This window comes from Polynucleobacter sp. UK-Mo-2m-Kol15 (assembly GCF_018881505.1).
GTDB lineage: Bacteria > Pseudomonadota > Gammaproteobacteria > Burkholderiales > Burkholderiaceae > Polynucleobacter.
The window spans coordinates 810,679-836,061 of record NZ_JACVQC010000001.1 but is presented as its reverse complement, the minus strand read 5'-3'; the positions used below and the strand labels follow the sequence as shown (position 1 = coordinate 836,061).

29 protein-coding genes are annotated in these 25,383 nt (G+C 44.8%); 5 read left to right on the top strand and 24 right to left on the bottom strand.

Annotation, left to right across the window (positions count from 1 at the left end):
• Positions 1-39 precede the first annotated feature (39 nt).
• The gene (locus ICN43_RS04420) at positions 40-480 is read right to left on the bottom strand and encodes a universal stress protein (RefSeq protein WP_216197393.1); all 441 of its coding nucleotides are present in this window, start codon (positions 478-480) and stop codon (positions 40-42) included.
• A gap of 89 nt (positions 481-569) precedes the next feature.
• Here ICN43_RS04420 and ICN43_RS04415 point away from each other — a divergent pair, with 89 nt between their 5' ends.
• Together ICN43_RS04415 and ICN43_RS04410 are read left to right on the top strand one after the other, a co-directional pair.
• Positions 570-971, top strand: coding sequence for a DUF2177 family protein (locus tag ICN43_RS04415; RefSeq protein WP_216197392.1), 402 nt, complete (start codon positions 570-572; stop codon positions 969-971).
• 14 nt (positions 972-985) lie between these two features.
• On the top strand, positions 986-2,623 hold the full coding sequence (locus ICN43_RS04410; RefSeq protein ID WP_216197391.1) for a SulP family inorganic anion transporter: 1,638 nt from the start codon (positions 986-988) through the stop codon (positions 2,621-2,623).
• Here ICN43_RS04410 and ICN43_RS04405 read toward each other — a convergent pair.
• On the bottom strand, positions 2,620-3,351 hold the full coding sequence (locus ICN43_RS04405) for a sulfite exporter TauE/SafE family protein (protein ID WP_216197390.1): 732 nt from the start codon (positions 3,349-3,351) through the stop codon (positions 2,620-2,622). The genes ICN43_RS04410 and ICN43_RS04405 overlap by 4 nt on opposite strands.
• Positions 3,352-3,432: 81 nt before the next feature.
• Here ICN43_RS04405 and ICN43_RS04400 point away from each other — a divergent pair, with 81 nt between their 5' ends.
• Positions 3,433-4,191, top strand: a complete 759-nt coding sequence (locus ICN43_RS04400; protein ID WP_216197389.1) for a helix-turn-helix domain-containing protein — start codon at positions 3,433-3,435, stop codon at positions 4,189-4,191.
• 11 nt (positions 4,192-4,202) lie between these two features.
• On the opposite strand, the gene ICN43_RS04395 is transcribed toward ICN43_RS04400, so the two are convergent.
• The 10 genes from ICN43_RS04395 to ICN43_RS04350 form a co-directional block, all read right to left on the bottom strand.
• On the bottom strand, positions 4,203-4,463 hold the full coding sequence (locus ICN43_RS04395; RefSeq protein WP_216197388.1) for a hypothetical protein: 261 nt from the start codon (positions 4,461-4,463) through the stop codon (positions 4,203-4,205).
• Positions 4,460-4,663, bottom strand: a complete 204-nt coding sequence (locus ICN43_RS04390; RefSeq protein ID WP_216197387.1) for a FixH family protein — start codon at positions 4,661-4,663, stop codon at positions 4,460-4,462. Before ICN43_RS04390 ends, ICN43_RS04395 begins: the two co-directional genes overlap by 4 nt.
• A gap of 30 nt (positions 4,664-4,693) precedes the next feature.
• A complete protein-coding gene (ccoG, locus tag ICN43_RS04385) occupies positions 4,694-6,151 on the bottom strand; it encodes a cytochrome c oxidase accessory protein CcoG (RefSeq protein WP_216197386.1) in 1,458 nt (485 codons plus the stop codon).
• A gap of 3 nt (positions 6,152-6,154) precedes the next feature.
• Positions 6,155-7,078, bottom strand: coding sequence for a cytochrome-c oxidase, cbb3-type subunit III (gene ccoP / locus ICN43_RS04380; protein ID WP_216197385.1), 924 nt, complete (start codon positions 7,076-7,078; stop codon positions 6,155-6,157).
• Entirely contained in the window at positions 7,075-7,242 is a 168-nt protein-coding gene (locus ICN43_RS04375; protein WP_216859726.1) for a cbb3-type cytochrome c oxidase subunit 3, read from the bottom strand. The genes ccoP and ICN43_RS04375 overlap by 4 nt, the downstream gene beginning before the upstream one ends.
• A gap of 36 nt (positions 7,243-7,278) precedes the next feature.
• Positions 7,279-7,929, bottom strand: coding sequence for a cytochrome-c oxidase, cbb3-type subunit II (ccoO, locus tag ICN43_RS04370; RefSeq protein ID WP_216197384.1), 651 nt, complete (start codon positions 7,927-7,929; stop codon positions 7,279-7,281).
• A gap of 11 nt (positions 7,930-7,940) precedes the next feature.
• Positions 7,941-9,383 carry a cytochrome-c oxidase, cbb3-type subunit I gene (gene ccoN / locus ICN43_RS04365; RefSeq protein WP_216197383.1) on the bottom strand — a complete coding sequence of 481 codons (1,443 nt, stop codon included), beginning with the start codon at positions 9,381-9,383 and terminating at the stop codon, positions 7,941-7,943.
• Between the two features lie 169 nt (positions 9,384-9,552).
• Positions 9,553-9,732, bottom strand: a complete 180-nt coding sequence (gene ccoS / locus ICN43_RS04360) for a cbb3-type cytochrome oxidase assembly protein CcoS (protein WP_216197382.1) — start codon at positions 9,730-9,732, stop codon at positions 9,553-9,555.
• A gap of 9 nt (positions 9,733-9,741) precedes the next feature.
• On the bottom strand, positions 9,742-12,180 hold the full coding sequence (locus ICN43_RS04355; protein WP_216197381.1) for a heavy metal translocating P-type ATPase: 2,439 nt from the start codon (positions 12,178-12,180) through the stop codon (positions 9,742-9,744).
• 6 nt (positions 12,181-12,186) lie between these two features.
• Entirely contained in the window at positions 12,187-13,431 is a 1,245-nt protein-coding gene (locus tag ICN43_RS04350; protein WP_216197380.1) for an MFS transporter, read from the bottom strand.
• A 78-nt stretch (positions 13,432-13,509) separates the two neighbouring features.
• On the opposite strand from ICN43_RS04350, the gene ICN43_RS04345 reads away from it, so the two are divergent.
• Positions 13,510-14,484 (top strand): tripartite tricarboxylate transporter substrate binding protein, encoded by a 975-nt coding sequence (locus ICN43_RS04345; RefSeq protein WP_216197379.1) that lies wholly within the window; start codon positions 13,510-13,512, stop codon positions 14,482-14,484.
• Between the two features lie 38 nt (positions 14,485-14,522).
• On the opposite strand, the gene ICN43_RS04340 is transcribed toward ICN43_RS04345, so the two are convergent.
• The 3 genes from ICN43_RS04340 to ICN43_RS04330 are packed head-to-tail and all read right to left on the bottom strand — an operon-like array spanning position 14,523 to position 17,590.
• A complete protein-coding gene (locus ICN43_RS04340) occupies positions 14,523-15,278 on the bottom strand; it encodes a 2OG-Fe dioxygenase family protein (RefSeq protein WP_216197378.1) in 756 nt (251 codons plus the stop codon).
• Between the two features lie 30 nt (positions 15,279-15,308).
• Positions 15,309-16,280, bottom strand: coding sequence for a tripartite tricarboxylate transporter substrate binding protein (locus ICN43_RS04335; RefSeq protein WP_216197377.1), 972 nt, complete (start codon positions 16,278-16,280; stop codon positions 15,309-15,311).
• Complete coding sequence (locus ICN43_RS04330; RefSeq protein WP_216197376.1) at positions 16,280-17,590, bottom strand: TAXI family TRAP transporter solute-binding subunit; 1,311 nt, start codon at positions 17,588-17,590, stop codon at positions 16,280-16,282. Before ICN43_RS04330 ends, ICN43_RS04335 begins: the two co-directional genes overlap by 1 nt.
• Positions 17,591-17,706: 116 nt before the next feature.
• Here ICN43_RS04330 and ICN43_RS04325 point away from each other — a divergent pair, with 116 nt between their 5' ends.
• Complete coding sequence (locus tag ICN43_RS04325; RefSeq protein WP_216197375.1) at positions 17,707-18,468, top strand: SDR family oxidoreductase; 762 nt, start codon at positions 17,707-17,709, stop codon at positions 18,466-18,468.
• On the opposite strand, the gene ccmI is transcribed toward ICN43_RS04325, so the two are convergent.
• Genes ccmI through ccmA form a run of 9 tightly spaced genes read right to left on the bottom strand, consistent with a single transcriptional unit; the run spans position 18,469 to position 25,284 of the window.
• Positions 18,469-19,659, bottom strand: a complete 1,191-nt coding sequence (gene ccmI / locus ICN43_RS04320; RefSeq protein WP_216197374.1) for a c-type cytochrome biogenesis protein CcmI — start codon at positions 19,657-19,659, stop codon at positions 18,469-18,471.
• Positions 19,652-20,152 carry a cytochrome c-type biogenesis protein gene (locus tag ICN43_RS04315; protein ID WP_255533417.1) on the bottom strand — a complete coding sequence of 167 codons (501 nt, stop codon included), beginning with the start codon at positions 20,150-20,152 and terminating at the stop codon, positions 19,652-19,654. Before ICN43_RS04315 ends, ccmI begins: the two co-directional genes overlap by 8 nt.
• Complete coding sequence (locus ICN43_RS04310) at positions 20,152-20,676, bottom strand: DsbE family thiol:disulfide interchange protein (protein WP_216197373.1); 525 nt, start codon at positions 20,674-20,676, stop codon at positions 20,152-20,154. The genes ICN43_RS04315 and ICN43_RS04310 overlap by 1 nt, the downstream gene beginning before the upstream one ends.
• Positions 20,673-22,592 (bottom strand): heme lyase CcmF/NrfE family subunit, encoded by a 1,920-nt coding sequence (locus tag ICN43_RS04305; protein WP_216197372.1) that lies wholly within the window; start codon positions 22,590-22,592, stop codon positions 20,673-20,675. Before ICN43_RS04305 ends, ICN43_RS04310 begins: the two co-directional genes overlap by 4 nt.
• Positions 22,592-23,023, bottom strand: coding sequence for a cytochrome c maturation protein CcmE (gene ccmE / locus ICN43_RS04300; protein WP_216197371.1), 432 nt, complete (start codon positions 23,021-23,023; stop codon positions 22,592-22,594). Before ccmE ends, ICN43_RS04305 begins: the two co-directional genes overlap by 1 nt.
• A complete protein-coding gene (gene ccmD, locus ICN43_RS04295; protein WP_216197370.1) occupies positions 23,020-23,208 on the bottom strand; it encodes a heme exporter protein CcmD in 189 nt (62 codons plus the stop codon). Before ccmD ends, ccmE begins: the two co-directional genes overlap by 4 nt.
• Positions 23,208-23,978 carry a heme ABC transporter permease CcmC gene (gene ccmC, locus ICN43_RS04290; RefSeq protein WP_216197369.1) on the bottom strand — a complete coding sequence of 257 codons (771 nt, stop codon included), beginning with the start codon at positions 23,976-23,978 and terminating at the stop codon, positions 23,208-23,210. The genes ccmD and ccmC overlap by 1 nt, the downstream gene beginning before the upstream one ends.
• Positions 23,975-24,640 (bottom strand): heme exporter protein CcmB, encoded by a 666-nt coding sequence (ccmB, locus tag ICN43_RS04285; RefSeq protein ID WP_216197368.1) that lies wholly within the window; start codon positions 24,638-24,640, stop codon positions 23,975-23,977. The genes ccmC and ccmB overlap by 4 nt, the downstream gene beginning before the upstream one ends.
• Positions 24,637-25,284: a cytochrome c biogenesis heme-transporting ATPase CcmA gene (gene ccmA / locus ICN43_RS04280; protein ID WP_216197367.1), complete on the bottom strand. Its 648-nt coding sequence runs from the start codon at positions 25,282-25,284 to the stop codon at positions 24,637-24,639. Before ccmA ends, ccmB begins: the two co-directional genes overlap by 4 nt.
• Between the last annotated feature and the right edge of the window lie 99 nt (positions 25,285-25,383).

The following is a 25,383-nucleotide window of genomic DNA, read 5'->3' as shown; positions in this document are numbered from 1 at the left end:
TCCAAAGGGACCCCTTTTAATTACCGGATTAATTCAGCATCAACCAAGGACTAATACAGGCAACTTGGAATGCACAATCACCTCATGTGTCTCGCTACCTAAGAGCATGCCCTTGATACCAGTAAGCTTATGTGAAGCCATCACAATCACATCTGCCTTCGCTTTCTTGGCGCCCTCTAGAATGCCTTCAGATAAATTGCTATCGGAAATATGCAGGGAGTTTACTTTAATGCCTGCACCCAATGCGCTGGCAGATTTTTTAAAGACATCAGCAGCATAAGCAGCGCATACCTTCTGATGATCTTTTTGGGTGACGCCATAACCCATACTGCTATCAGAATAGACCATTGGAGGCATTGGATCGGAAACATATACTAAAGTTACTGCAGCTTTATCAGCCTTAGCTAGCGCAGCCACTTTCTTTAAGGACTTTTTACTTACATCTGAACCATCAACCGGTACTAATAAGTGCTTAAACATATTGACTCCTGTTAAATTAAACCGAAATACTTCTCGTTCCATCATAATCCTAATTATTCACCTATAAAAGCTTATAAAAGGAAACTAAATTGCTCAAGTACTTCGCGGTGTATTGTTCATTTCTACTGTCATTGCTTGTGATCGATTTAATTTGGCTTCTTGGCATTGCTAAGAATATGTACCGCGATGAAATGGGCTCACTCATGGCGAGTGAGCCTAAATTACTGGCAGGCTTAGCCTTTTATCTTCTGTATGCACTTGGGGCAACTATTTTTGTCATTCTTCCGGCGCTCTCCAAACAGTCCTGGATATACGCAGCGCAATATGGGGCTCTATTTGGTTTCTTTTGCTATATGACTTACGATTTAACTAATCTTGCAGTCATTCGCGACTTCCCTGTTCGTCTTGCATTTGTGGATATTGCCTGGGGCTCAGCAGTGACAGCATTTTCAGCCACCTTAGCCTACTGGGTTGGTAATCGAATAAGCTAAATATCTATATTGCAATGTATTTCTTTCACCCAAAACTACTCGATTCTTTTAAGGGTTATAACAGCGCCCTTTTTAGCAAGGATGTATTAGCAGGAATTACAGTTGGAGTTGTAGCACTGCCTTTAGCCATGGCATTTGCGATCGCTAGCGGACTAAAGCCTGAGGCCGGTATCTTTACAGCAATCATTGCTGGTGGACTGATCTCCTTATTGGGCGGCAGCCGTGTGCAAATTGGCGGCCCAGCAGGAGCCTTCATTGTGATTGTTTACGGAATTGTTGAGCATTATGGAGTTGCCAATTTACTCTTAGCAACGGCTATGTCAGGAGTATTTTTATTTTTGATGGGACTCTTTCGACTTGGTACATTAATTCGCTTTATTCCGGTAGCAGTCATTATTGGTTTTACCAATGGTATTGCCGTGCTCATTGGACTGTCTCAAGTTAAAGAATTTTTTGGCCTACAAGTTACTAAGGTACCTGCTGAATTTTTTCAAGCTGTCCAAGCTTTATATGCTGCTGCCGATACGGTTAATCCTATCGCCCTAATACTATCCCTGGGAAGCCTTGCCACCCTCATTGCCTGGCGAATATTTAATAAACATCTTGGCTATCTTAGTCACTTACCGGGAACCGTGATCGCAATGGCTCTAGCCACCATCATCACTAGTATATTTAATCTTCCCGTGGACACTATAGGCAGTCGTTTCGGGGGGATTCCCTCAGGCTTACCAAGCTTTGAATGGATTCCAATCAGCTGGGGCACAGCTCAATTTGTGATTGCGCCAGCGATTACACTCGCATTGCTTGGTGCAATTGAGTCGCTACTGTGCGCACGGATTGCTGATGGACTTATTCATGATCGGCATGAGTCGAATCAGGAGCTGATGGCACAAGGTGTTGCTAATCTAGTCACCCCATTCTTTGGTGGCATGCCAGCGACAGGCACAATCGCTAGAACAGTGACAAATGTACAGAGCGGTGGTCGAACTCCAATTGCCGGCATCGTTCACTCGGCTACATTACTAGTGATTATTTTATTTGGGGCACCACTAGCTAAAAATATTCCTCTCGCGAGTTTGGCAGCTATTCTGATGTTTGTTGCTTGGAATATGGGTGAGTGGAGAAAGTTTGCAGATCTGAAGCAATTTCGTCTGCCTTATCGCTTTACCATGCTCAGCGTCTTTTTTCTGACTATTATCTTAGACCTCACTGTCGCAATACAAGTAGGCCTATTGCTGGCGTTCCTCACCTTTATCTACCGGATCTCAAGCCTATCGCGCTATGAATTGGCAAGTCCCACTGACTTTCCAGAGCTACAACAATTCCAAGGAAAGATTGGAGCCTTTAGGATCTATGGGGCTATCTTTTTTGGCGCTGTCAAACTTCTAGAGAATATCGAAAATGAATTGCCATCAAAGGTATTAATCCTAGATCTAAAGAATGTAATCTATATCGACGTATCTGGTATTGACGCCTTACTTGAGCTTGAGGAGGTTTGCGAGGGCCGCGGTATTAAACTCATCGTATGTGGACTGGCGCATCAGCCATATGAAATGGCAGAGCGTGGAGGTCTATTGATGCGACTACCTTCTCATAGAATCTATCCAGACTTGCAACAGGGCATTGCTGCTGCGATTAGCTCGCAACACTAACTGATACAAAACCCACCTTTTAGTAAAGCTTCTGGCAAATACCAGGCACGATATAAACCAAAGATCCCTGCAGAAAATAGAAGGCTAGCAGCGATATATCTTACCCAAATATATTGGCCAAACTGAGTGAGAGCTGCTGAGAATTTAGATATCAACATTAAATTGGGTAAGGTACCCAAGCCAAATGCCAGCATTAGTGCCGCCCCCGTCAACATATTGCCTGACAAAAAAGCGAGCGGCAAAACGCTATAAACCAAGCCACAAGGAACTAATCCCCATACCATTCCGCTAAACCAGCGGGATGATCGGCCGGTGAAGCTGCCCAAGTATTTAGCCCAGTACGTTGCTACATGTACGCCTAGCCACTTTCCAAGCAGTGGACGGCTATTCGAGTTTTGACGCAATAGACGCAAGCCCATCACCAATAAAATCAAAGAGGTCAAGGCAAATAAGGGGCGCTGAATAGGCACTACATTTTGTTGCCACAGAACAGCACCAGCCCAAGCAGCCATAGCACCGAGCAAAACATAAGTAGTCAGGCGCCCTAAGTGCATGATTAACTGAAGATAAAATAGCTGTGACTTGCTTTGTAAAGGGGCATAAGTCACCCCTCGAACTCCTTTTTTCTGCTCAATCGCCGCTGCAATTCCACCGCACATGAGGGCACAGTGCCACCCGCTGACAAGAGCCCCTAAAAAGACGGCTAGCAATAGACTGGTAGTGAGCATCTAGAGGGATATCACTAGAAGGAAATATTAAAATTGCACATTATCCGAGTAGAATAAACTGATCTGATTACTAGATACAATATGAATTACACCAACTCAGATGCCCCTAGTAGCAAATGCTCGGTCTGCGTACTGGGCCAGTTTTGTTTGCCAGTGGGAATCACCTTGAGTGATATTGCCAAGATTGATACTCTCGTAAAAGAGCGGGTTCACCTACAAAAAGGGGAAACTCTATACCGCCATGGCGATCCACTTTCTGCGGTTTATAGTGTTCGTTTCGGTACTCTGAAGACGGAATATGGCCTAGAGGATGGGCGCCAACAAGTGATTGGCTTTCATCTACCCGGTGAAATCTTAGGACTTGATGGTATTGGTGATGGTAGTTATCAATCAGAAGCAATTGCACTAGAAGAAAGTGAAGTCTGCATCATTCGCTACGAAGCATTTGAGGATTTGGCACGTCAAATTCCAGCACTACAAAAACGGTTTCACCGCATCCTCAGTCGCGAAATCACGCAAGATCAACGCCACTTACTATCGCTCGGTAGTCTGCGTGCAGAAGAGCGTTTAGCCGCCTTCTTGTTGAATCTTTCACAGCGCCTGGCCGCCCGGGGTTACCTAAATAATGAATTTGATTTACGCATGAGCCGCGTAGAAATTGGTAGTTACTTAGGTATTCAGATTGAAACTGTTAGTCGCATGCTCTCACGCTTTGCAGAATCAGGGCTTATCCAAATCAAACAGCGTCATATCAAGTTGATTGATATGGATGGACTCTATGAATTAGCTGGCATACCGAACCCAGATCGCGTACTTCAAATAAGGCCAATCAGCGCCTAAGTAATACCACTTTAAATCAACCCGCGATCTGATGCTTTATCGCTATCAGTATGTATGCCAGGCAAAATATAGGCAGTCAGGGCGCTGGAGAACGAGCAAAAAATCCAGATAATAAAAAATCCGATAGTGTAAATACCTTCATCAGAAATATTGGGATGATGCCCAAAAAATAATAGGTCAGCAGGATGGATGACACTAAAAAGTAAACCTTCGGCCAAGATAGAGACCAAAAACGATGGCCACATAATCCAAATGAATAGGCGGTACTTCATTTGCGATCCTGATCTACTTTAATTTGCTCAACCTTAAGCCCGCGTTTCACTACGCCATCGCGAACCGGTTTATCTGAATAGAGATTGATAGCCAAGTAAATAGTAATGATGCAACCAATTGCAGCAACTGCTGGACCACTAATCAGCAACCATGGCCAAAGCTGCTTAAACCAAGGCTTATTTATTTCATGTTGTGACATATTCATCCTCTCCATCTTTTACCATCGAACTTAGCGGGGAATAATAAAGCTAGATTTTTCATTGCGGGCTCTGTTGATTAACTCAGTTCCAGACTGCTCTTGACCAATTACATCAAAATGAATTGGGTAATTACCTGGCTCATATGCTCCAACAGTAGTGCTTACCTTTACCGGAATTAATAGATTGCTAGCTGGACCCACTTCAACATCAGTGACCACCTGCCCCTGTGAATTCAGTATCTTCAAGTCAGACAAACCGCTAGCCTTGAGCTGTACATTCATTTTATGTTCAGAGGCATTCATAATCTGTATACGGTAGATATTTTCAATCCGGACGCCATCTACTTCGCGAGCAAGAGCACCACGGTCGCGCATCACATCAACCCGTAATGGATTTCGAGTAACTAAAGAAATCAGGAATGCGCTCGTTAGAACCGTAATAAATGCCATATAAATTAACACGCGTGGTCGCAGAATATGGCGAATCGCACTTTGATTGGTTTCCTTTTCCTCAATTGCTCGCTCGGTCGTATACCGAATCAATCCTTTTGGATAATCCATCTTCTCCATCACTTGATCGCAAGCATCAATACAGGCACCACAACCGATACACATATATTGCAGGCCATCGCGAATATCAATACCAGTTGGACAAACTTGTACACAAATACTGCAATCTACACAATCCCCTAATCCATGGGTTATATAGTCAGTGGACTTGCTACGGCTACCTCTTGGCTCGCCACGTACCTTATCGTAGGTAACTAAGAAGGTATCTTTATCTACCATGACGCTTTGAAAACGGGCGTATGGGCACATGTATTTGCATACCTGCTCACGCATAAAGCCGGCATTACCCCAGGTTGCAAAGCTATAGAAACATAACCAGAAAGTTTGCCATGGGCCAAGTGATAAATGCAGGATTGCTGTTGCGAGCGTTTCAATTGGAGTGAAATAGCCAATGAAAGTAAAGCCCGTCCAAAAGGCAATCAATAGCCACAAGACATGCTTGGTGATTTTGAGACGCCACTTACGAATACTCCATGGCCACTCTTCACCGTCGAGGCGAATGCGCGCAAATCGATCACCCTCGACCTTACGCTCGATCCACATAAATATTTCGGTATAGACTGTTTGCGGGCAGGCATAGCCACAGAACAAGCGACCCGCAATAGCGGTAAATAAGAATAGTGCAAGCGCCGAAAGAATCAGCAAAAGCGTAAGATAAATCACATCCTGCGGCCAGAGCACCAAACCAAAGATATAAAACTTACGCTGGATTAAATCAAATAGAACTGCCTGACGATCATTCCAGCTAACCCATGGTAAACCGTAAAAGAGAACTTGTGTTGCAACAACTAGAATTATTCTCCATCGAGCAAATAACCCACTGACTGATCGCGGATAAATCTTTCGCCGAACCTCATATAGCGATTCCTCGATGATATCTATAGGAATAGGTTTCCCTATTGGCGATTTATCTGACACTGTTTATTTTGCTGTAGCAGTCTTGTTATTAGATAAACCCCAAACATATGCAGTCAAGAGATGAATCTTCTCTGGACTCAATACTTTGTCTTGAGAGGGCATCATTGCCATACGACCTTTCGTTAGAGTCTCAACGATAGTCGCCTCTGATCCGCCGTATAGCCAAGTTTTATCGGTCAAGTTAGGTGCCCCCAAAGCAATATTGCCCTTACCATCGCCACCATGGCAAGCAACGCAGTTGGAGTTAAATAATTCTGCACCACGTGTAACTTTTGCATCATCAGCAGGTAGGCCAGACAAACTGCGCACATAGTTAGCCAAATCTACAATCTGCGCACTTTCCAGATGTCCATACGCAGGCATTACTCCATTACGTCCGTTAATAAGCGTTGTCTTAATATTCTCAGGGGATCCGCTGTAGAGCCAGTCACCATCAGTTAGATTTGGAAAGCCTTTGGAGCCACCGGCATCCGAACCGTGACACTGAGCGCAAGAGTTTAAGAACAAGCGCTGACCCATTTCTCGGGCTTTTGGATCGGCTGCAACTTGTTCAATATCCATCTTCACGTACTTAGCGTATACGGGCTTTAATTCATCATTAGCTTCTGTCATTGAACTCATCAGAGCGCCTTCAGTTGTATAGCCAGCAATACCTGGAAATGATCCTAAACCAGGAAACAGTACTAAGTAAGCTAGAGCAAAGAGGCAAGAAAACAGGAACATCCAAGCCCACCAGCGTGGCAATGGATTATTAAGCTCACGCAAATCACCATCCCAAACATGCCCAGTATCAGCTACTGCGCCATCGGCTGTGTGAATGACCTTAGCCTTACGCTGAGAAAACAAGAGCCAGATACACCAAACAATACCGACTAATGAAACAAGCGCGATGTAATTACTCCAACCGCTACTAAAAAAATCACTCATGATTTGTCCTTACTAAATTCATCCGGAAGATCGAATGGAAGTTCAGCCGATTCTTCATTAGCCTTCTTCCTGCCTGGAGACCAAGCCCACCAAACAATCCCAATAAAAAAGGCGAGTCCGATGACCGATGAAAATGCGGAGAGATAGGGTGCAATCTGTTCCATTTGATTTATATTTTTTAAAATTAATAAGCCTGATGATTATTTCGCTACAACCTCATCCACGATGATGTAGCGACGGTTGACACCTAAACCTTGCAGGTAAGCAATTAATGCGTCCTCTTCCGTTTTTCCTTCCAGCTCTTTAGGGGCCTCGGCAATCATTTCATCCGTGTAAGGAACACCCAAACGACGCATAGCAACCATGTGAGACTGAATTGATGAGGCATCAGCAGCGCTCTTTTGCAACCAAGGATATCCAGGCATATTCGACTCAGGCACTACGTCACGCGGATTGCGAAGGTGAATACGATGCCAATCATCAGAATAGCGAGCACCTACACGAGCCAAATCAGGGCCTGTACGTTTACTACCCCAGAGAAATGGGCGATCAAATACTGACTCACCAGCCAAAGAATAAGGGCCGTAGCGCTCAACCTCTGATCGCAATGTTCGGATCTGCTGAGAATGACAACCAACACACCCTTCGCGCTGGTATACATCCCGGCCAGCTAAACGCAAGGCTGTGTATGGCGCTACACCGGGACTTGGTTCAGTTGTCGTGTGTTGAAAGAATAGCGGAACAATTTGCACTAAACCAGCAATCGAAACCACAATAATGGTTGCAATAATTAACCAGCCAACGTTTTTCTCAAGTGTTCCGTGGGAAAAGAATTTATTTTCATTAGACACTGTTCTTCTCCTTAGTGAGCACTTACTGATGATTGTGGAATTGGGGCATTCACGAACGTTTTACCAATTACTGTCTTGTAAACGTTATATGCCATCAAGAACATGCCGCCCAAGTAACAGAGGCCGCCCAATAAACGAATCACATAGAATGGATAAGTTGCTTTTACAGACTCAACAAAGCTGTAAGTCAATGTGCCATCTGGTTCAAATGCTCTCCACATCAAACCTTGCATTACACCGGCAATCCACATTGCAGCGATATATAAAACAACGCCGATCGTAGCAATCCAGAAATGCACTTCGATTAATCGAGTGCTGTACATGTCTTTTTGACCAACTAAACGTGGGATGAGATAGTACAAAGAACCAATCGTAATCATGGCAACCCAACCGAGAGCGCCCGAGTGAACGTGGCCAATAGTCCAGTCGGTGTAATGCGACAAGCTATTTACCGTCTTGATAGACATCATTGAGCCCTCGAATGTAGACATGCCGTAGAAAGACAATGCTACTACCAAGAACTTCAAGATTGGGTCGGTACGTAACTTATACCAAGCACCAGACAAAGTCATGATGCCGTTGATCATCCCACCCCATGATGGTGCTAACAAAATAATTGAGAATACAGTCCCCAGTGACTGAGTCCAGTCTGGTAAGGAGGTATGTTGTAAATGGTGCGGTCCTGCCCACATATAGGTAAAGTTCAAAGCCCAAAAGTGGACGATAGATAAACGATATGAGTAGATTGGACGCTCGGCTTGCTTAGGAATGAAGTAGTACATCATGCCCAAGAAGCTGGTTGTTAAAAAGAAACCAACCGCATTGTGGCCATACCACCACTGCACCATAGCGTCTTGGACACCAGCGTATGCAGAATAAGATTTCCACAGACTTGCTGGCATCTCTAAATTATTGAAAATGTGCAGAATAGCAATAGTTAGGATATACGCGCCGAAGAACCAATTGGAAACATAAATATGCTTTGTTTTGCGCTTCATGATGGTGCCGAAAAACACCACTGCGTATGCAACCCAAACTACAGTAATCAGGATATCTATGGGCCATTCAAGCTCAGCATATTCCTTAGAAGTAGAGATGCCTAAAGGCAAGGTCACCGCTGCCAATACGATCACTAATTGCCATCCCCAGAAGGTAAAGGCCGCCAGCTTGTCACAAAAAAGTCGCGCCTGACAGGTGCGCTGGACAATGTAATAAGACGTTGCAAACAATGCTGATCCACCAAAGGCAAAAATAACCGCATTGGTATGCAATGGCCGTAAGCGCCCATAGCTGAGCCATGGAATATTAAAAGTGATGTCTGGCCAAATAAGTTGCGCAGCGAGGATGACTCCTACGAGCATGCCCACAATTCCCCAAAGCACTGTAACGATGGCAAATTGGCTGACAACCTTGTAATTGAAGGTATCTTGATTGCTCCCCACGGTAAGTCCCATGGTTTCTCCTTTTTTGTGACCAAACAGCGACATAATCCAAATAGACTGAAGTCATTATCAAATTAAGCCTAAGGGGGAGTTTTGATCTATATCAAAAAGGAGGTGTGCATTTATGCTTTTTATGAGTCCATGTATTTTGATGAATTAGCTAAACGCTTAAAAAACATAACTATTTTTGATGGTGATCACTAATATTTTTGGGCTTAGGCGTGTCATCATCCATCAAAATTGCCTCGCCAGGACCCTCCAAATCATCAAACTGGCCTGCTTTCACAGACCAGTAAAAAATCCAAGCTAAAAAGCCAATTAGTAGCAGGGAAATGGGAATCAAGAGAAAAAGGCTTTCCATCCCTCTAGTCTAGGCCTTTCTAAGACGCCAGGCATTTAAAGTGACTACTAGAGAGGATAAGGACATGCCAATGCCAGCTACCCAGGGATTGACCCACCCCATCATTGCCGCTGGAATTGCCAGTAGGTTGTAGACCAGAGCCCAAATTAAGTTTTCTTTAATGATCCGCTGAGTTTTATCTGCTAACAATAAAGATTGGGCTAGAGGAGCTAGGGAGCTTGCTGTCAAAATCGCATCCGCACCCGCAGTAGCTAGGGGTGCACCTGCTCCAACCGCAATCGAGACATCTGCCCTTGCCAATAAAGGAGCATCATTAATGCCGTCGCCAATTGCCCAAACAAAGTGGCCCTCTTTCTGTAAATTCTCAATATAGTGATACTTATCTTCTGGCGAGCAAGCGCCTTTATAGCGTTTGATACCGACTTGATGAGCCCACCATGCTACCGTTTTTGGATCATCCCCAGAGACCAAATGTACAGTGATCTTTCGAGATTTTGCAGCAGTCAATAACTTTTCCAAACCCGCTCGCGGAGTATCTAAGAACAAAAAGCCCGCAATCAATCCTTTATCATCGGCCAAATGGACTTGCCCATATTGACCCTCTTGCACAATCTGTTGAGTATCTACCCATACAGAGCTTCCTAGTCGATACACACCTGAGCTCAGACCTTTGCCCAATTGATTGGTGACGGGCTCAGCTAAGTTTTTCAGTAGGCAATTTTCAGCTTCAGCAGCACGCAATAGGGAAAGTGCTAGAGGATGTTTTTGACCAAGCTCCATTGATGCGGCAATACTGAGTACATCCGCCCTAGAAAACTCTGGGCGGGCAATGTAGACTTCTTTTAACTCAGGTTGGCCCATTGTGAGCGTACCAGTTTTATCCAGGACCAAGTCAGTGGCTTTGACTAAACCCTCCAGAACATGGCCACGAATAATCAACAAACCCAGTTTTGTTACAGCACCTTGGGCTGCAGCCATCGCAGTTGGAACGGCTAAAGATAGAGCGCAAGGACAACTAGCAACTAGTACTGAAACTAAAACTGTCCAAGCTCTGCTGGGATCCACATACCACCAAATTGCTGAAGATAAAAATGCTACGACCAACAAAAAACCGACAAAATATCCGGCCCACTTTTCTGCAAGACTCAGCATTAAGGGTTTCGCTTGCAATGCCTGATCAAGCAATGAGGCAATACCAGCAATGCGAGTAGATTGGCCCACGGCATCAATTCTCATCAACATAGGATTGAGAATATTGTGCGTACCTGCATATACCCGATCACCAATCTTCTTATCAATCGGCTTGGATTCCCCAGTGAGTAGAGACTCATCTAAAGAGCTCTCACACTCAATCAAAATACCGTCGGCTGGCACAATATCACCCGGAGGAATAAGAAGAACTTCGCCGGGATTGCAATTAATCACTGGCACGATCTCTACCTGCCTAGATACAGGATAGTGCAACATTCTCTCGCAAGTAGCGGGCAACTGTTTTGCTAAAGCCTCAGCCCCACCCTGTGCATCTTGGCGCGCCAATAACTCAATATATCGTGCTGCCAAAATGAAAGCCACAAACATCGTGATGGAATCAAAGTAGCCTTGCCCTGATCCGGTGACAAGATTAACAGTACCTGCGGAGAAAGCTAAAGCTAAAGCTAAAGCAATTGGTACGTCCATTCCCAATATATGGGTCTGGCGAAATGACGCAACACTACGCCATGCTGCCTTGAAGATTGGGCCGGCCGAATAAATTATGACGGGAACAGTGAGAGCCCAACTAGTCCAGCCCAATAGCAAGTCATACTCTAGGGTGATATCGCTATCACCAACATAACTTGGCCATGCATACATCATGACTTGCATCATGCCAAGCAATGCAACACCAAGCCTTGTAAGTAGTTGACGACGTTCTATTTTTGACCTGTCTAGCGATAGCGAAGGCTCAAATGGCCAAGCCTCATATCCAATGCGCTCTATCTCAAATAACAAACGAGCTAAGCTAGTTTTCTCAGGTGAAAACGCTACCTTGACCTTTTGACTGACATAATTGATCTGAACATCATTGATACCAGGAATTCGCTGCAAATGTTGCTCGCATAACCATACACAAGCAGCACAGCGAATTTTTTCAAGTCGTAAAGTTGTTTCTAGATTTCCATCTTCACCAATAGGTCGAGTGTATCGACTGATTAAAGAAGGGTCGTCATAAGGAGCAAGACTATCTGGAATTTCATTAAAAGCGAGGTAAGCTGCCGGCTTATCACTTGACTGAACGCGGCGTGCATAAAATACCTCCAAACCTTCACCATGAATAGTTTGGGCAATCGCCAGACAACCAGCGCAACAAAATTTTCTGTTGATGCCACTTAACTCAAGCTCATAGGAGTGACCAGGAAGAATAAAGCTACCACAGTGATAGCAACTATTACCTGTGGCGTCAGAATGCATGGTTAGTTATTTATTGGATGGGAGAGTTTGATTAACCCAACCATTACGGCGCTCGTAAATCACAAATAGCACACCCCACATGACAATGGCTGTGTATGCCCAGACCCAAGAAATTTGCGAGCTTCTTGAGCCAGTTAAGTCCAGTACAAAACCAAAAATAGCTGGGCCTAGTAATCCGCCTCCAAAACCCATTAGAGAGTGCAAACCCATGGCGGCACCCTTAATATCTTCTTTTGCACTGATCACTAAGCCAGCAGTCAAAGTAGCTGAATCAGCCATGATAAAAATTGCATGCCCAACCGCTAAAGCAACGATTAGCCACCAGGATTGCCCTGTTGAAAAAGCGAGCGCTACCCCAAATACTGCACTTAAGGACATGGCAAGAAAAATCCATTTTTGACGTCCTATTCTAAGAGCGATCTCATTTCCGAGAATTGATGAGGGGACGCCAAAGAAATTAATTACACCTGCAAGAGCGGTAGCAGTTAGCAGAAAAGATTCGCCCGTAAGAATTGAACAGAAACCAAAAAAGGCTACTATCCAACTACGAGAAGCAAATAATTCAATCGAATGAGCGGTATAACCAAATATAAAACCTGAAGCTGTTTTATCTTGTAAGACTAAGCGCCATTTATCAACTGGAAAAATATCATGCAAGCGAATACGTATTGGGCCATGCCACTTTTCATGATCAAGCGCAGGTATCAATAAGAGAACTATTAGTAATGCAGTTAATGGGCCTAAAGCAATAATCCCAAAAACATAGCGCCAGCCCAATGCAGCCAAAATCCAACCAGAGCAAAGATATGAGAATCCGGTCCCGATACCAAAAAAGGCAGTATAGAAAGCAATGTGACGAGTGAGCTCCCCAGTTTTAATGCGATCTGACAGAATTTTTAAGCCAGGCATATAGGTTCCAGCTAAGCCCGCGCCATTTAGCATCATGAATATCAAGGCTGTCCAAAAGTTGTGAGCAAAAATACTCATGCCCAACAAACCGCAGGTAGCTAAGAACCCACCTACAAGGTAGACTTTTTTAGCATCAACCCGATCCGTTAGCGCAGTTGCTAATGGAACCATGAGCATATAACCAAAGAAAAAGGCGCTCGCAATCAAGCCTGACTCTAAATTACTAAGACGCCATTCATCTTGCAGAGTTGTTAGCACTACAGCATAGCAGGCGAACCCCAACAATGCGCAGGTTTGCGCCATCAGCATAAGGGGTGTACAGCCAGTAGTTTTAAAACGCATAAAAGCTTACCAAAATTGATCCCCTATTTTACTCGCCCTATAAAACCGCTACACTAGCAAAAAGTAAAGGGGAGCCACATGGATCATTTGCGTAATTTAATCAAACTCTTCACATTTTCAACAATTGCACTTGCTAGCTCTTTAGCTATTGCCAATACCTATCCCAATAAACCGATTAAAGCCATTGTTCCTTTTGCGCCAGGCAGTGCTACTGATCAAATTGGGCGAGCATTTGCGGCAAAAATGTCTGATGCGCTAGGTCAACCCGTGGTAGTCGAAAATCGCCCAGGCGCAAATGGCATGATTGGAGCGGATATTGTTGCAAAAGCACCCGCAGATGGCTATACCCTCTTATTTGGCACTAATAGTACAAATGCTGCATTAAAAAGCTTAGTAAAGACCCTTCCCTATAATCAGGACACTGCATTTACGCCTATTGGCTATTTTGGCTCAGTACCACTGATCGTTGCCATCAATAATGATGTGCCAGCCAAATCTCTCAATGGTTTAGTCTCCCTAGCTAGGGCTGAACCAGGAAAGATCACCTTTGCGTACGCAAGCACTTCACAGCGTGTTTCCTCAGAAATGCTTGCAAGTATGGAGGGCATCAAAATGACTGGGGTCTCCTATAAAAGCGGGCCCAATGCAATGACTGATCTCATTGGAGGTCAAGTCAATATGTTTACTGCAGACTTTGCAGTAACCTTACCGCAAGTACAAGCAGGAAAGATTCGAGGCTTAGCAGTCACCTCACTGAAGCGCTCGCCAGCTATTCCTGAATTACCCACCGTCAACGAAGCACTTGGTATCAAAAACTATGAGCTCATTGCCTTCTTTGCTGCATTTGGTCCAACTGGAATGCCAAAAGATATTATTTTGAAGTTAAACAAAGCTATCAATGAGGCGGCAAAATCTAAAGAGTTAACTGATCGCTTTTCCGCAATGGGATTTGAAAGTCAGCCGGGAAGCCCCGAAATGTTAGATAAAAAAATTAAGCTAGAAACAATGAAGTGGGCAAAAGCAATTAAGGAGGCCGGAATGCAGCCGGATTAGAAAAAACTATCTGCCGCTCACATTGGTCTCAATAAGATTTATTGTTGACTACGACTAGGGGAATCCTGGAAACCATTAGAGCGGAAGGTGATAACTAAAGTATCTCGATAGCCATGTGCTCCCAATGGCTGTATTGGAGTAGATTCATGAATCATACGTTCATCATTCATCAGCAATAAAGACCAGGGCTCAGTAAGCGTAAACCTCAAGCCAGCAGAACCACCCGCTTCAAAAATACGGGTCTCACCGCCCTTAATATTCACTCGATTCAGCAAAAAAACGGCAACGAAATCTACACCATCACGATGCGCACCCTCAGGAGTTGGGCGCCCAATCCCATCGGTTGTATCAATCCGAAATTGGTGGGCTTCAATAAACCAAGTAGTTACCGGCTTGAGGCCATTTAGCACTCGCACCAAACCTAGTAAGAGGGATTGCCAAGCAGGACTGGCAGTAAGCTGAACCTGCGAAGGCTCAAACCAACGCTCTATTCCACCATGTAGAGCGTTGTAATTTACAGACTGCCAATGGGCGCGATGCGGCACCATCGACAAAGACTCGCCCTTAACCTCAAAACTTGAATGACGGCGAAAACGATAGCGACCACCGTCCTTGAGGTATGGATCTCGTGGCAATGCCTCCCAAAACTGATTAAGATCCATTAATTGATTCAGCGGTACCCCAGCGATGTGCGCAACATCATTAGGAGCCAACACAGCGAACCCATCATTGCGAAGAGATCCCGCCAATTCCTTAATTGGTGTCAGTGGGGGTGATAGATTCGTAGTCGACATAGTTTTAGTAATGCTGAAATTGCATAGAGGCTAATCTAGCTGCGCACCTGATGCCTTCACAATTTTTGCCCATTTAACGATCTCCTCTTTAAGAAGGGTACTGAGTCTTGCTGGAGGCACGGGGCTAAGATCTAATCCTTGCGCAATCAACTTCTCCCGAACATCAGAACGAGAAAGCACCTTTCCCATTGCGGCTTGGATTTTTTTCGTAGCCTCAGAGTTAACATCACTAGGAGCAAAAAGGGCTACCCAAACCTCACCAATACAGTCTGGATAGGTTTCAGCAATCGTTGGAATTTCTGGGGCAGCACTTGCACGTTTTGCAGAACTAATTGCAATTGCCTGTAATTTTCCAGCTTTGATGTAATTCAATGCAGATGGTAGGCTTGCAAATGCAAAAGGAACCTGACCGCCGAGCACATCATTAATTGCTGGTGCAACACCTTTGTATGGAATATGCTGCATCTCAATGCCGGCACTAGTATTTAGCATTGCACCAAGCAAATGACTAATTGTTCCATTACCGGCAGATGCATAAGATAACTCACCCGGGCGCTTCTTTGCAGCAGATACAACATCCGCTAATGTTTTATAGGGTGATCCTGGGGGGGAGACCAACACATAAGGTGTCGCACCAATGTAATACAGCGGTATGAAATCATTTACCGGATCAAACCCGGGGTTTTTATATAAAGATGGATTAATAGCTTGGGCACTATTAATGGTTAACAACAGTGTATAACCATCTTTCGCAGAACGTGCAACACTTTGCGTTCCAATATTACCTCCAGCACCGGGTCTATTTTCAACTACGATAGATGCTCCAAGGGCTTCACTAAGGGCTGGAGCAATTAAACGAGCAACAATATCATTCGTCCCTCCTGCGGCCTGGGGAACAACCATAGTAACGGGTTTTGAAGGATAGGATTGCGCAAGTACTCCTGTGGATAAAAACCATGTACTTAATAATGCGCCAATTACAGCAATGCTTTTATGTTTCATCATTTCTCCTTAGATAGAGAGCTCAGTCTTCCACGAACCTCTCCGACATGCCCCTTCAAATCATACAACTCTTTCGCATCTAGTATCGAGACCTTGATGTTACCTACCCTCCGCTCAATATCTACTAAGTTCTCATAGTTCTTAACTCTTAATGCTGGATTTAAGGCATTTCTTTCTATCACCTTAAGCTCCTCATACACCTGAGATAACTTGAGTCGTAATAGCAGATTCTTAGCTGCAGGAATATAGGTGAATAAGGGAATGAAAATAACTAGCAGAGGAATCACAATTTTTGCAAAGCGTCCAATCCAAACAGCAGTCCAGAAAGGTAGGTGGCGATGCAGGAAGGAAGGACCATCTTTTAAATAGATTTCCGCATCAACATGCACAGGAAAATCAAGGCCAACGCCCGATGGAAATTCTCCGGGCTTTTGTAAATAGGAATAGTCCCTCAAAATATCATAGGTATCACCAAGTAATAGCGTTACTAGGGCAGGACTAACATCCTCCCTGCCTACCAAGGTGGCAGTTGCTGCCAATACCTGAATATCTTGACGTGGCAAGTCATAAGCAATACTGATAACGCCTCGAGGGACGCTTACTTTTGAGAGAAATGGAAATAAATGAGCATAGGCATCGGCCTGCTCAAAACTCATCAAGCGAATACCAGGGGTTTCATAAAAACTTTTCACCAAAGGCGCATCAGGGGCGCTCACCAAAAATACAGCATCTAATTCACCTTTTTTAAACTTAGCTAATGCATCAAGTGGCTTGAGTTTTTCAGGGCGAATATCGCTCATACTCATTCCACTTGCCTCTAGTAGCTTGGGGGCTAAGGACAGCGTGCCACTACCTTCATTGCCAATGGATATACGCTTACCTTTTAGCTGACTTAATAAACCTAAGCGTCCAGACTCGTTTGGGAAGCTAGACTCGCGATACCAAACCCATACTGGCTCATAAAATAATCCCGCAATAGAAACTAAATTAGGATGCTTGGATAAGTCCGCCACACCACCCTGCACAATTGCAAAATCAATACCTGAATTCGGATCGCCCAATAAGGCCAAGTTATCGCTTGTTCCGCCTGTAGTGCGCAACTTCAGAGAAACCCCCTCCTCAGCAAGCTCACTTTGGAGTTTTTCACCAAACTGCTGATAAAGGCCGGCTGGAAAACCCGTTGCCATCTCAATGGACCTCGGTGGAGGCGGAACCAATACCCATAGAGTAATAAAAAGTAAGGCGACTAGAATTAAAAAGGTGATGCCAACCGCAATGGGGTTATAGATATTTTTGCGTATGAAGTCCATAAGAATTCTTTCCGTTTGTGCCATTATGCCCCGACCTCAAGGATCGAGAGCGGAATGAATTCATTGGATTTATTTCAGGATAAGATGGAGGTTTTCAATTAACTATTAGGACAATAATGAACTCAGCCCCCAATAAGGTGGCCCTTGTCACGGGAGCGGGAACAGGCATCGGTAAAGCAGCCGCAAAAGCACTGCTGCAGGGTGGCTTTCGTGTTGTCCTCACTGGCAGGAGTCTTGAGAAACTCAATAAAGCTATTAGTGATATTGGCGGGAATAGACAAAACTGTCTCGCAATTACTTGCGATATTGGAAAACCAGAGCAAGTAAAAATCTTATTTTCAGAGATTCAAAAACAGTTTGGCCGCATTGATGTGCTCTTCAACAATGCCGGCATGGGGGCTCCATCAATCCCGATGGAAGAACTGAGTTACGAACAATGGATGAATGTTGTTAACACTAACCTCTGTGGAGCTTTCTTATGCTCCCAAGAGGCTATTCGCATGATGAAGGCGCAATCCCCACAAGGAGGAAGAATAATTAACAATGGGTCCATCTCTGCGCATGCCCCCCGCCCAATGTCTGCACCATATACAGCCACTAAACATGCCATCACTGGACTAACAAAATCCATTGCATTAGATGGTCGGGCATTTCATATTGCCTGCGGTCAGATTGATATTGGCAATGCGGGTACTGAAATGACGATACCTATGGCTGCCGGAATTTTGCAGCCAGATGGATCAAAAAAAGTTGAGCCACTAATGGATGTAGATCATATTGGTCAAGCTGTCCTACATATGGCTCAACTGCCCTTAGAAAGCAATATTCTGTCAATGACTATCATGGCAACAAATATGCCATTTGTAGGTAGAGGCTAATTAAGGCCTCACTTGATTAATCATCAGGCGGATGTTGTTTGTGCCTACCTTGATAGTTTTAGGAGTGGATATCAAGTCTCCAGATTCTGGCATTGCCATCCCCGTTTTGGAGATACGCACTTCAACTGATACCTCCGGTAATTGAGAAATCAATGCATTTGGGCTCATTGCCGATGCATCATTTAGAACAAAGTTCATTGGAAATGCAGTAACCGCAGTTCTGAGCACTGCAACTGGCATTCGCTCTCCTGGCTTACGGGCAATCACCATTAAGGTATCGCCTGCTTGAACTTTAGATTGCAGATCAGAAGATATCCCAACCTGCCCACTTATGCCTTGAGTGCTCATCGCCGACGTAACAGCTGATGGAAGACCACCCTTGCTACGTGCCTCAGCAATAGACGCCGCAATTGCACGAGCCTCATCAGTGTCGGGAGGTAATTGCTTTGCTAGCTTTTCCCAAGTCTGCACTGCAGCTCTATAGTTTTGCGCATTAAATGCTGCGGTACCAGAGAGCCAGAGAGCTAGTAAGTTATTGGGGTCTAATATCAATGCTTTATTAATTAACTCTTGAGGCTTACCCGCAAAACTACCATTTGCATTTGACGCCAACACATCAGCATAGTCTGCTAGTAATTGTGGATCACCATCGACAAAAGAGCCTGCACGAGCATAGGCATTAGCAGCATCAGTATTGCGACCCAAAATCCGATAGGAGCGCGCTAACATAGCCCAACCCTTGAGATTATCAGGATCTTTTTCCATCTTGGCGGCAAACTCAGCAACCATCTTCTCAACGGACTCTTGAGTCATGGACTGCTCTGCACTCTTATCGGAAATCCGATTGGCTTCGCCGAGATAATAATAAATTCCTGCTGAGAGTAATGCTACAAAAAGACAAATTCCAATGATGGTTTTCTTTGGGGAGCCCAACACTGCAAGATCATCTGCCTCATCCGTATCTTGAAAAAGTCGCTGACGCATTTCTGCATGCGTCTGATCATAATTAGCACTATCCACCCTCCCCGCCAAACGATCAGCCTCGAGCTTATCAAGCTCTTCTCGATAGATCGCCGCATTCATTTGACGACGCGAAGTTGCCGATTCTTTCGCAGGAAAAAATAAAGGGCGCAATAGTAGCACCAAGACTAAGATCAACAAAAGGACCGCAGGTATTAAAAAACTAGTCATATGTATTTTCTATTGAACTGGATTTTGCATCCTTAAGTAACGCATCAATTCGACGGTTATCTGCTTCAGATAGTCTTGTACTCGGTACATTCTGATTTCTGCGACGCAGATAAACTATTAAGCCAATAATTCCTGCAAGCAAAATTACAAAGGGGCCTATCCATAAGAACCAAGTAATCGGCTTGACCGGCGGTCGATAGAGAACAAAGTCTCCGTAACGCTCCACCATAAAACTTCGAATTTGATCGTCCGTCTTACCTTCTTTAATCAGATTGCGAATCTCTCGACGCAGGTCATTAGCCAAATCAGAGCGTGAGCCTGCAAGAGACTCATTCTGACAAACAAGGCAGCGCATTTCCTCAGAGATCACAATCAGGCGCTGCTCAATTAAAGGGTCATCGGCCAAGGGCACCGCGTCTTTAGCCAACACCATACTCCCCGAGCAAATCAAACCCAAAACAAGAACAAGAGATTGCAAAATCTGCCAGAACATTATTTGAGCTCACCTAATAAAGGAATAATCTTCTTATTAAGCAATTCCATTGTGATGGGGCCAATATGTTTAAACCGAATGACTCCAGCCTTATCAATGATGTACGTCTCCGGAACACCATACACGCCATAATCAATTCCAACGCGACCATTGGCATCAAACGCAGATAACAGATATGGATTGCCTTGGCGGGCGAGCATAGTCAAAGCATCATCACGCTTATCTTTGTAGTCCAAGCCAATAATTGGCGCTACATCTTGCTTGCCTAATTCAACCAGAACCGGGTGCTCTTCCCGACAGGCAACGCACCAGGAAGCCCATACATTCAAAATCCAGGGTTTACCTTTCATACTTTCCGGTGAAAAAGTTTTTTGAGGGTCTCCCAAATGAGGTAATTCAAAAGCAGGGGCTTGCTTACCAATCAGTGGAGACGGTATTTCCTGTGGATCACGGCTTAAACCTACAGCCAAAAATCCAACCAAAATTACAAACAAAATTAATGGAATTAAAAACTTGGCTTTCATGATGCAGATTTCTTCAGCTTCATGCGGTAACGCTTATCCGACATTGCCAATACGCCACCCAAAGCCATCAATAAGCAACCACCCCAAATCCAATCGACAAATGGCTTGTAATAGACTCGTACTGCCCATGCCTTATCTTCCAACTCTTCACCCAATGAAACGTAAATATCTCTTGTGAGGCCGGCATCTATCGCCGCCTCAGTCATTGGCATAGTTGAAGAAAAGTAGCTGCGCTTTTCTGGGTACATAGTAGCCTCCAGCTTCCCATTCCGGGTTAACAAGAAGGTGCCCTGCATGGCTCTGTAGTTAGGGCCAGGCACCGCAGCAACACCTTGTAGTTGGATTTGATATCCACCAACACTAACACTCTCACCAGCAAGCATGCGCACATCTTTTTCCTCTTGATATGCACCCACCATGGTGACCCCAATCACAAATACTGCTATCCCCAAGTGCGCAACTTGCATACCAATAAATGAACGTGTTGGCTTGCCTACTTTTGCCTGACGAATGATCTGCAAAATGCCAGAGGTAATGACCCAGAAAGCCAATAAGAAACCAAGGCTACTGAGCCAAGTAAATTCACCCATGGAAAACGGAATCAAAGCTGCAGCAATAATTGCAACCAATGCTGCAGTCCATAAGCGTTTGATCACATCCAATAGATTGGAGTTTTTCCAGCCAGTCCAAGGTCCAATACCCATTAAAACTAATAGTGGAATCATGATAGGTACAAAGACGCTATTGAAGTATGGGGGACCTACCGAGATCTTTCCCAAATGCAGGGCATCAATTAGCAAGGGGTAGAGAGTACCTAGTAGCACAGATGCGGCAGACACCACTAAGAAAACATTACCGAGCAAGATAAAAGTTTCGCGCGAAGTTAAGCTGAACTTACCGCCAAGCGTACTTTTAGGAGCGCGCCATGCGTAGAGAGCTAATGAAGAACCGACTACCAATACCAAGAAAATTAGAATAAATACGCCACGCGTAGGGTCGGTTGCAAATGCATGCACTGAAGTCAGCACTCCAGAACGCACTAAGAATGTCCCCAGCAGCGAAAGCGAGAAAGCAGTAATTGCCAACAATACTGTCCAACTCTTAAATCCACCACGCTTCTCAGTCACCGCAAGGGAATGAAGTAAAGCGGTACCCACCAGCCAAGGAATAAATGAAGCATTTTCTACAGGATCCCAGAACCACCAGCCGCCCCAACCCAATTCGTAATATGCCCACCAAGAACCTAGTGCAATACCGAGAGTTAAAAATACCCAAGCAGCAGTTGTCCAAGGACGCGACCAACGCGCCCAAGCAGCATCGAGTCGACCTGATAGTAAAGAGGCAATTGCAAATGCAAATGCCACTGAGAAACCAACGTAACCCATATACAACATTGGCGGATGAAACACCAAGCCCGGATCCTGCAAAAGCGGATTTAAGGAGCGTCCATCTTGCGCAGCTGGTAATAGTCGCTCAAAAGGATTGGAGGTAGCAATTACAAACAACAGTAGGCCAGTAGTCACCAAGCCCAGCACTCCGATTACGCGTGCCACCATAAACTCATCAAGCGATTTCGAGAGTTGAGCCACCAAAAAGGTCCAGGTAGAGAGCAAGAAGACCCATAGTAATAAAGATCCTTCATGACCACCCCATACCGCGCCCAAGCGATAGATGACGGGCATTTGCGAGTTTGAATGCTCCGCCACATAGAGGACGGAAAAATCATTCGAGTAAAAACTCCAAGCCAAAATCAAAAATGCAATACCAAGCAATAGGAAAGCAGTTTGCGCAGCAGGCCTTGCTAATAATATCCATTCACGGCGACCTTGGTGGGCGCCAACTAATGGAAGGATCCCTTGAATAATCGCAACGCATAGGGCCAGTATTAATGCGTAATGCCCAAACTCAGGAATCATTATTTACTTCCATTTTTTTGAGCTTGCTCTAAAGCATGCTTTGCCTCAGGAGGCATATAGTTTTCGTCATGCTTAGCCAACACCTCGCTTGCGATAAATTGCCCATCTGGATTAAGGCGCCCCTGAATGACGGCACCCTTACCTTCTTTAAATAAATCTGGAAGAATGCCGGTATACGCAACAGGGATATCTTTCGCCATATCGGTAATCACAAAGTTCACTGTTAAACCATCTCTCTTAACCGATCCCTCCTTCACCATACCGCCAATTCGAAAAACCTGGCCAGCTGGAGACTTGCCAGCAGCAACTTCACTTGGGGTGACATACAAAGCAATGTTGCTGTTTAGCGCGTTCAAAATCAATACTACTGCGATAGAAATTGCAATGAGTGCACCGACAATAATCGCGGCCCGTTTGTGTCTTGGTTTCACTTACCATCCTTTTTATCAAACTGTTCAGCCATCACTTCACGTTGAAGTCTGCGAACAATCGACTGATGACGAGCGCGAACGGCGATAGGTTCTAACAAGAGTACCAAAGCGCAAATACCAAAGCTACACCATACATAGAGAGCGTAACCCCCCATAGCAAAAAATTCAGCTGAACTATTCCACATTAACGCTTTACCTCGTTTAATTGCTTAACCCAATCAGTATGGGCCTCACGCTCCAAAATGATGGCGCGCACACGCATTAACCCTACTGCGATTGAGTACATCCAAAAGCATAAAGCCATTAACAACATACCCCAAAGCATTGTCTGAGCCATCGCCGGAGCCTTAGTTAATGAGACGGAAGCGCCTTGATGCAAAGTGTTCCACCACTTCACTGAAAAATAAATAATGGGCACATTCACAACGCCGACAAGAGCTAATATTGCCCCCGCTTTATCGGCTCGGCGGGTATTATCAATCGATGCTTTCAATGCGATAAATCCGAGATATAAAAAGAGTAGAATTAATTCAGATGTTAAGCGGGCATCCCACACCCACCAGGCGCCCCACATAGGCTTACCCCAAAAAGCACCCGTCCATAAAGATAGAAAAGCCATCCAAGCTCCGATTGGAGCCAATGCCTGAGCCATCATGGCAGATAGACGAGAATTAAAAATCAATCCCATTCCCGCCCAAGCCGCCATCACTAAATAGATGAACATCGACATCCAAGATGCAGGTACATGAACAAAAATAATACGGTAACCCTGACCCTGAACTGCATCTACTGGCGCTACAAAAAAACTGATCCACAAACCAGCTAGGCCAAAAATAATGGTCAGCGCCCAAAACCAGGGAATCATTTTTCCAGCAAGTGGATAAAAGGTGCTCGGGCTCGAGAATTTGAACCAGTTCATGACACGACTAGAGGATGGATTATTTACATTACTCATTCGATAGCAATCTTTACTGCATTGGCACTAACCCAAGGTATAAATGCTAATGCCAAAACCAATAACGCGCCCAATAATGAAAAATGCCCCCCAATATCAAGCCCTACACTACTGGCATACACGGCCCCAGCACCAAAAATCAATACGGGAATGTAAAGCGGCAAAATCAGAAGACTTACTAGGACGCTACCACCCCTAACCCCCAAGGTTAAAGCCGCCCCAATTGAACCCAACAAAGATAAAACAGGGGTTCCCATTAACAAGGCTACCATCAGAACCTTCAAAGACTGAACATCCAAATCAAATTGAATACCAATCATAGGTGCCAATAAGACCAAAGGTAGTCCGCAAACCAACCAATGAGCAACAATCTTTCCAAATACCAATACCGTAAATGAATTCGGGGATAAGACTAATTGCTCTAAGGTTCCATCTACATAATCAGCTGCGAACATCCGTTGTAAACCAAGCAAAGTAGAAAGTAAGGCGGCAACCCAAATGACGCCAGGCGCAATCTTTCGCAGCAGAGCAGTGTCCGCACCAATTCCCAAGGGAAAGAGACTAGTCACAATCACAAAGAAAAATAATGCAGTCAAAACCTCACTCTTGCGACGCATCACCAATAGTAAATCACGATGAACGATAGTAATAAAGGCGTTCATAGATCCAACACTCGCAAACCAGGAATAACTAGAGGCTGATGGCTTGTAAGAACTACCAAGCCATTGTGCTGGAGATGTTCTGCAATTAAGCCTTGCAACTCCTTTATCGCATGGGTATCCAAGGCATTGAAAGGCTCATCCAAAATCCAAATTTGTGCACGCCGCGTCAGCATACGCGCCATTAAGACACGTTTTTTTTGACCAGCCGATAAACAATTCACAGGCAGATCCTCGCGACCCTTTAGACCAAATCGCCACAAGGAATCGAAAGCATCTTGTTCAGAAAGCGTAATGCCGTCGATTGCTGCATACATACGCAAATTTTCAATCGCACTCAGATCTTCTTTCAGCGCATCGCGATGCCCTAAAAATAATAGCTGGCTATGATATTCCTGCACATCTTTTTTAATGGAATGGCCACTCCATAGGACCTCTCCAGACTCTGGAGAAGCTAGCCCAGTGAGTAATCGTAATAGACTCGTTTTTCCGACACCATTCTCACCGCGAATATGTAGGCACTGCCCGGGAAGTACCTCAAAATCGACCCCGGAGAAGAGCTCTCGCTCACCTCGCACGCAAGTGATGCTCCGTACCTCAAGAGCTGTGGTTGGAGATGCCGGGAAGGAGAAATTAATAACTGTCATCGGAAGAAATGGCTTGAATCAAACCACCTCAGGCATTGTCCAAGACCCACCCAGGACTGTCAAACTGCCCAAAACAGTATTTATAGAATAAATCTCTTT

Bases quoted from the DNA above. Each gene is read 5' to 3' on its own strand.
- ICN43_RS04395 (WP_216197388.1), bottom strand. From the start codon at position 4,463: ATGAAGTACCGCCTATTCATTTGGATTATGTGGCCATCGTTTTTGGTC.
- ccmB (WP_216197368.1), bottom strand. From the start codon at position 24,640: ATGAACGCCTTTATTACTATCGTTCATCGTGATTTACTATTGGTGATG.
- ICN43_RS04420 (WP_216197393.1), bottom strand. From the start codon at position 480: ATGTTTAAGCACTTATTAGTACCGGTTGATGGTTCAGATGTAAGTAAA.
- ICN43_RS04350 (WP_216197380.1), bottom strand. From the start codon at position 13,431: ATGCGTTTTAAAACTACTGGCTGTACACCCCTTATGCTGATGGCGCAA.
- ICN43_RS04335 (WP_216197377.1), bottom strand. From the start codon at position 16,280: ATGAAACATAAAAGCATTGCTGTAATTGGCGCATTATTAAGTACATGG.
- ccmD (WP_216197370.1), bottom strand. From the start codon at position 23,208: ATGTGGAATAGTTCAGCTGAATTTTTTGCTATGGGGGGTTACGCTCTC.
- ICN43_RS04325 (WP_216197375.1), top strand. From the start codon at position 17,707: ATGAACTCAGCCCCCAATAAGGTGGCCCTTGTCACGGGAGCGGGAACA.
- ICN43_RS04310 (WP_216197373.1), bottom strand. From the start codon at position 20,676: ATGAAAGCCAAGTTTTTAATTCCATTAATTTTGTTTGTAATTTTGGTT.
- ICN43_RS04375 (WP_216859726.1), bottom strand. From the start codon at position 7,242: ATGGAACAGATTGCACCCTATCTCTCCGCATTTTCATCGGTCATCGGA.
- ccmC (WP_216197369.1), bottom strand. From the start codon at position 23,978: ATGAGTAATGTAAATAATCCATCCTCTAGTCGTGTCATGAACTGGTTC.
- ICN43_RS04305 (WP_216197372.1), bottom strand. From the start codon at position 22,592: ATGATTCCTGAGTTTGGGCATTACGCATTAATACTGGCCCTATGCGTT.
- ICN43_RS04405 (WP_216197390.1), bottom strand. From the start codon at position 3,351: ATGCTCACTACCAGTCTATTGCTAGCCGTCTTTTTAGGGGCTCTTGTC.
- ccoP (WP_216197385.1), bottom strand. From the start codon at position 7,078: ATGAGTGATTTTTTTAGTAGCGGTTGGAGTAATTACATCGCGCTTGTT.
- ICN43_RS04330 (WP_216197376.1), bottom strand. From the start codon at position 17,590: ATGGACTTCATACGCAAAAATATCTATAACCCCATTGCGGTTGGCATC.
- ICN43_RS04355 (WP_216197381.1), bottom strand. From the start codon at position 12,180: ATGCATTCTGACGCCACAGGTAATAGTTGCTATCACTGTGGTAGCTTT.
- ccmA (WP_216197367.1), bottom strand. From the start codon at position 25,284: ATGACAGTTATTAATTTCTCCTTCCCGGCATCTCCAACCACAGCTCTT.
- ccoN (WP_216197383.1), bottom strand. From the start codon at position 9,383: ATGGGACTTACCGTGGGGAGCAATCAAGATACCTTCAATTACAAGGTT.
- ICN43_RS04315 (WP_255533417.1), bottom strand. From the start codon at position 20,152: ATGTTCTGGCAGATTTTGCAATCTCTTGTTCTTGTTTTGGGTTTGATT.
- ICN43_RS04400 (WP_216197389.1), top strand. From the start codon at position 3,433: ATGAATTACACCAACTCAGATGCCCCTAGTAGCAAATGCTCGGTCTGC.
- ICN43_RS04345 (WP_216197379.1), top strand. From the start codon at position 13,510: ATGGATCATTTGCGTAATTTAATCAAACTCTTCACATTTTCAACAATT.
- ICN43_RS04390 (WP_216197387.1), bottom strand. From the start codon at position 4,663: ATGTCACAACATGAAATAAATAAGCCTTGGTTTAAGCAGCTTTGGCCA.
- ICN43_RS04340 (WP_216197378.1), bottom strand. From the start codon at position 15,278: ATGTCGACTACGAATCTATCACCCCCACTGACACCAATTAAGGAATTG.
- ccoS (WP_216197382.1), bottom strand. From the start codon at position 9,732: ATGGAAAGCCTTTTTCTCTTGATTCCCATTTCCCTGCTACTAATTGGC.
- ICN43_RS04410 (WP_216197391.1), top strand. From the start codon at position 986: ATGTATTTCTTTCACCCAAAACTACTCGATTCTTTTAAGGGTTATAAC.
- ccmI (WP_216197374.1), bottom strand. From the start codon at position 19,659: ATGACTAGTTTTTTAATACCTGCGGTCCTTTTGTTGATCTTAGTCTTG.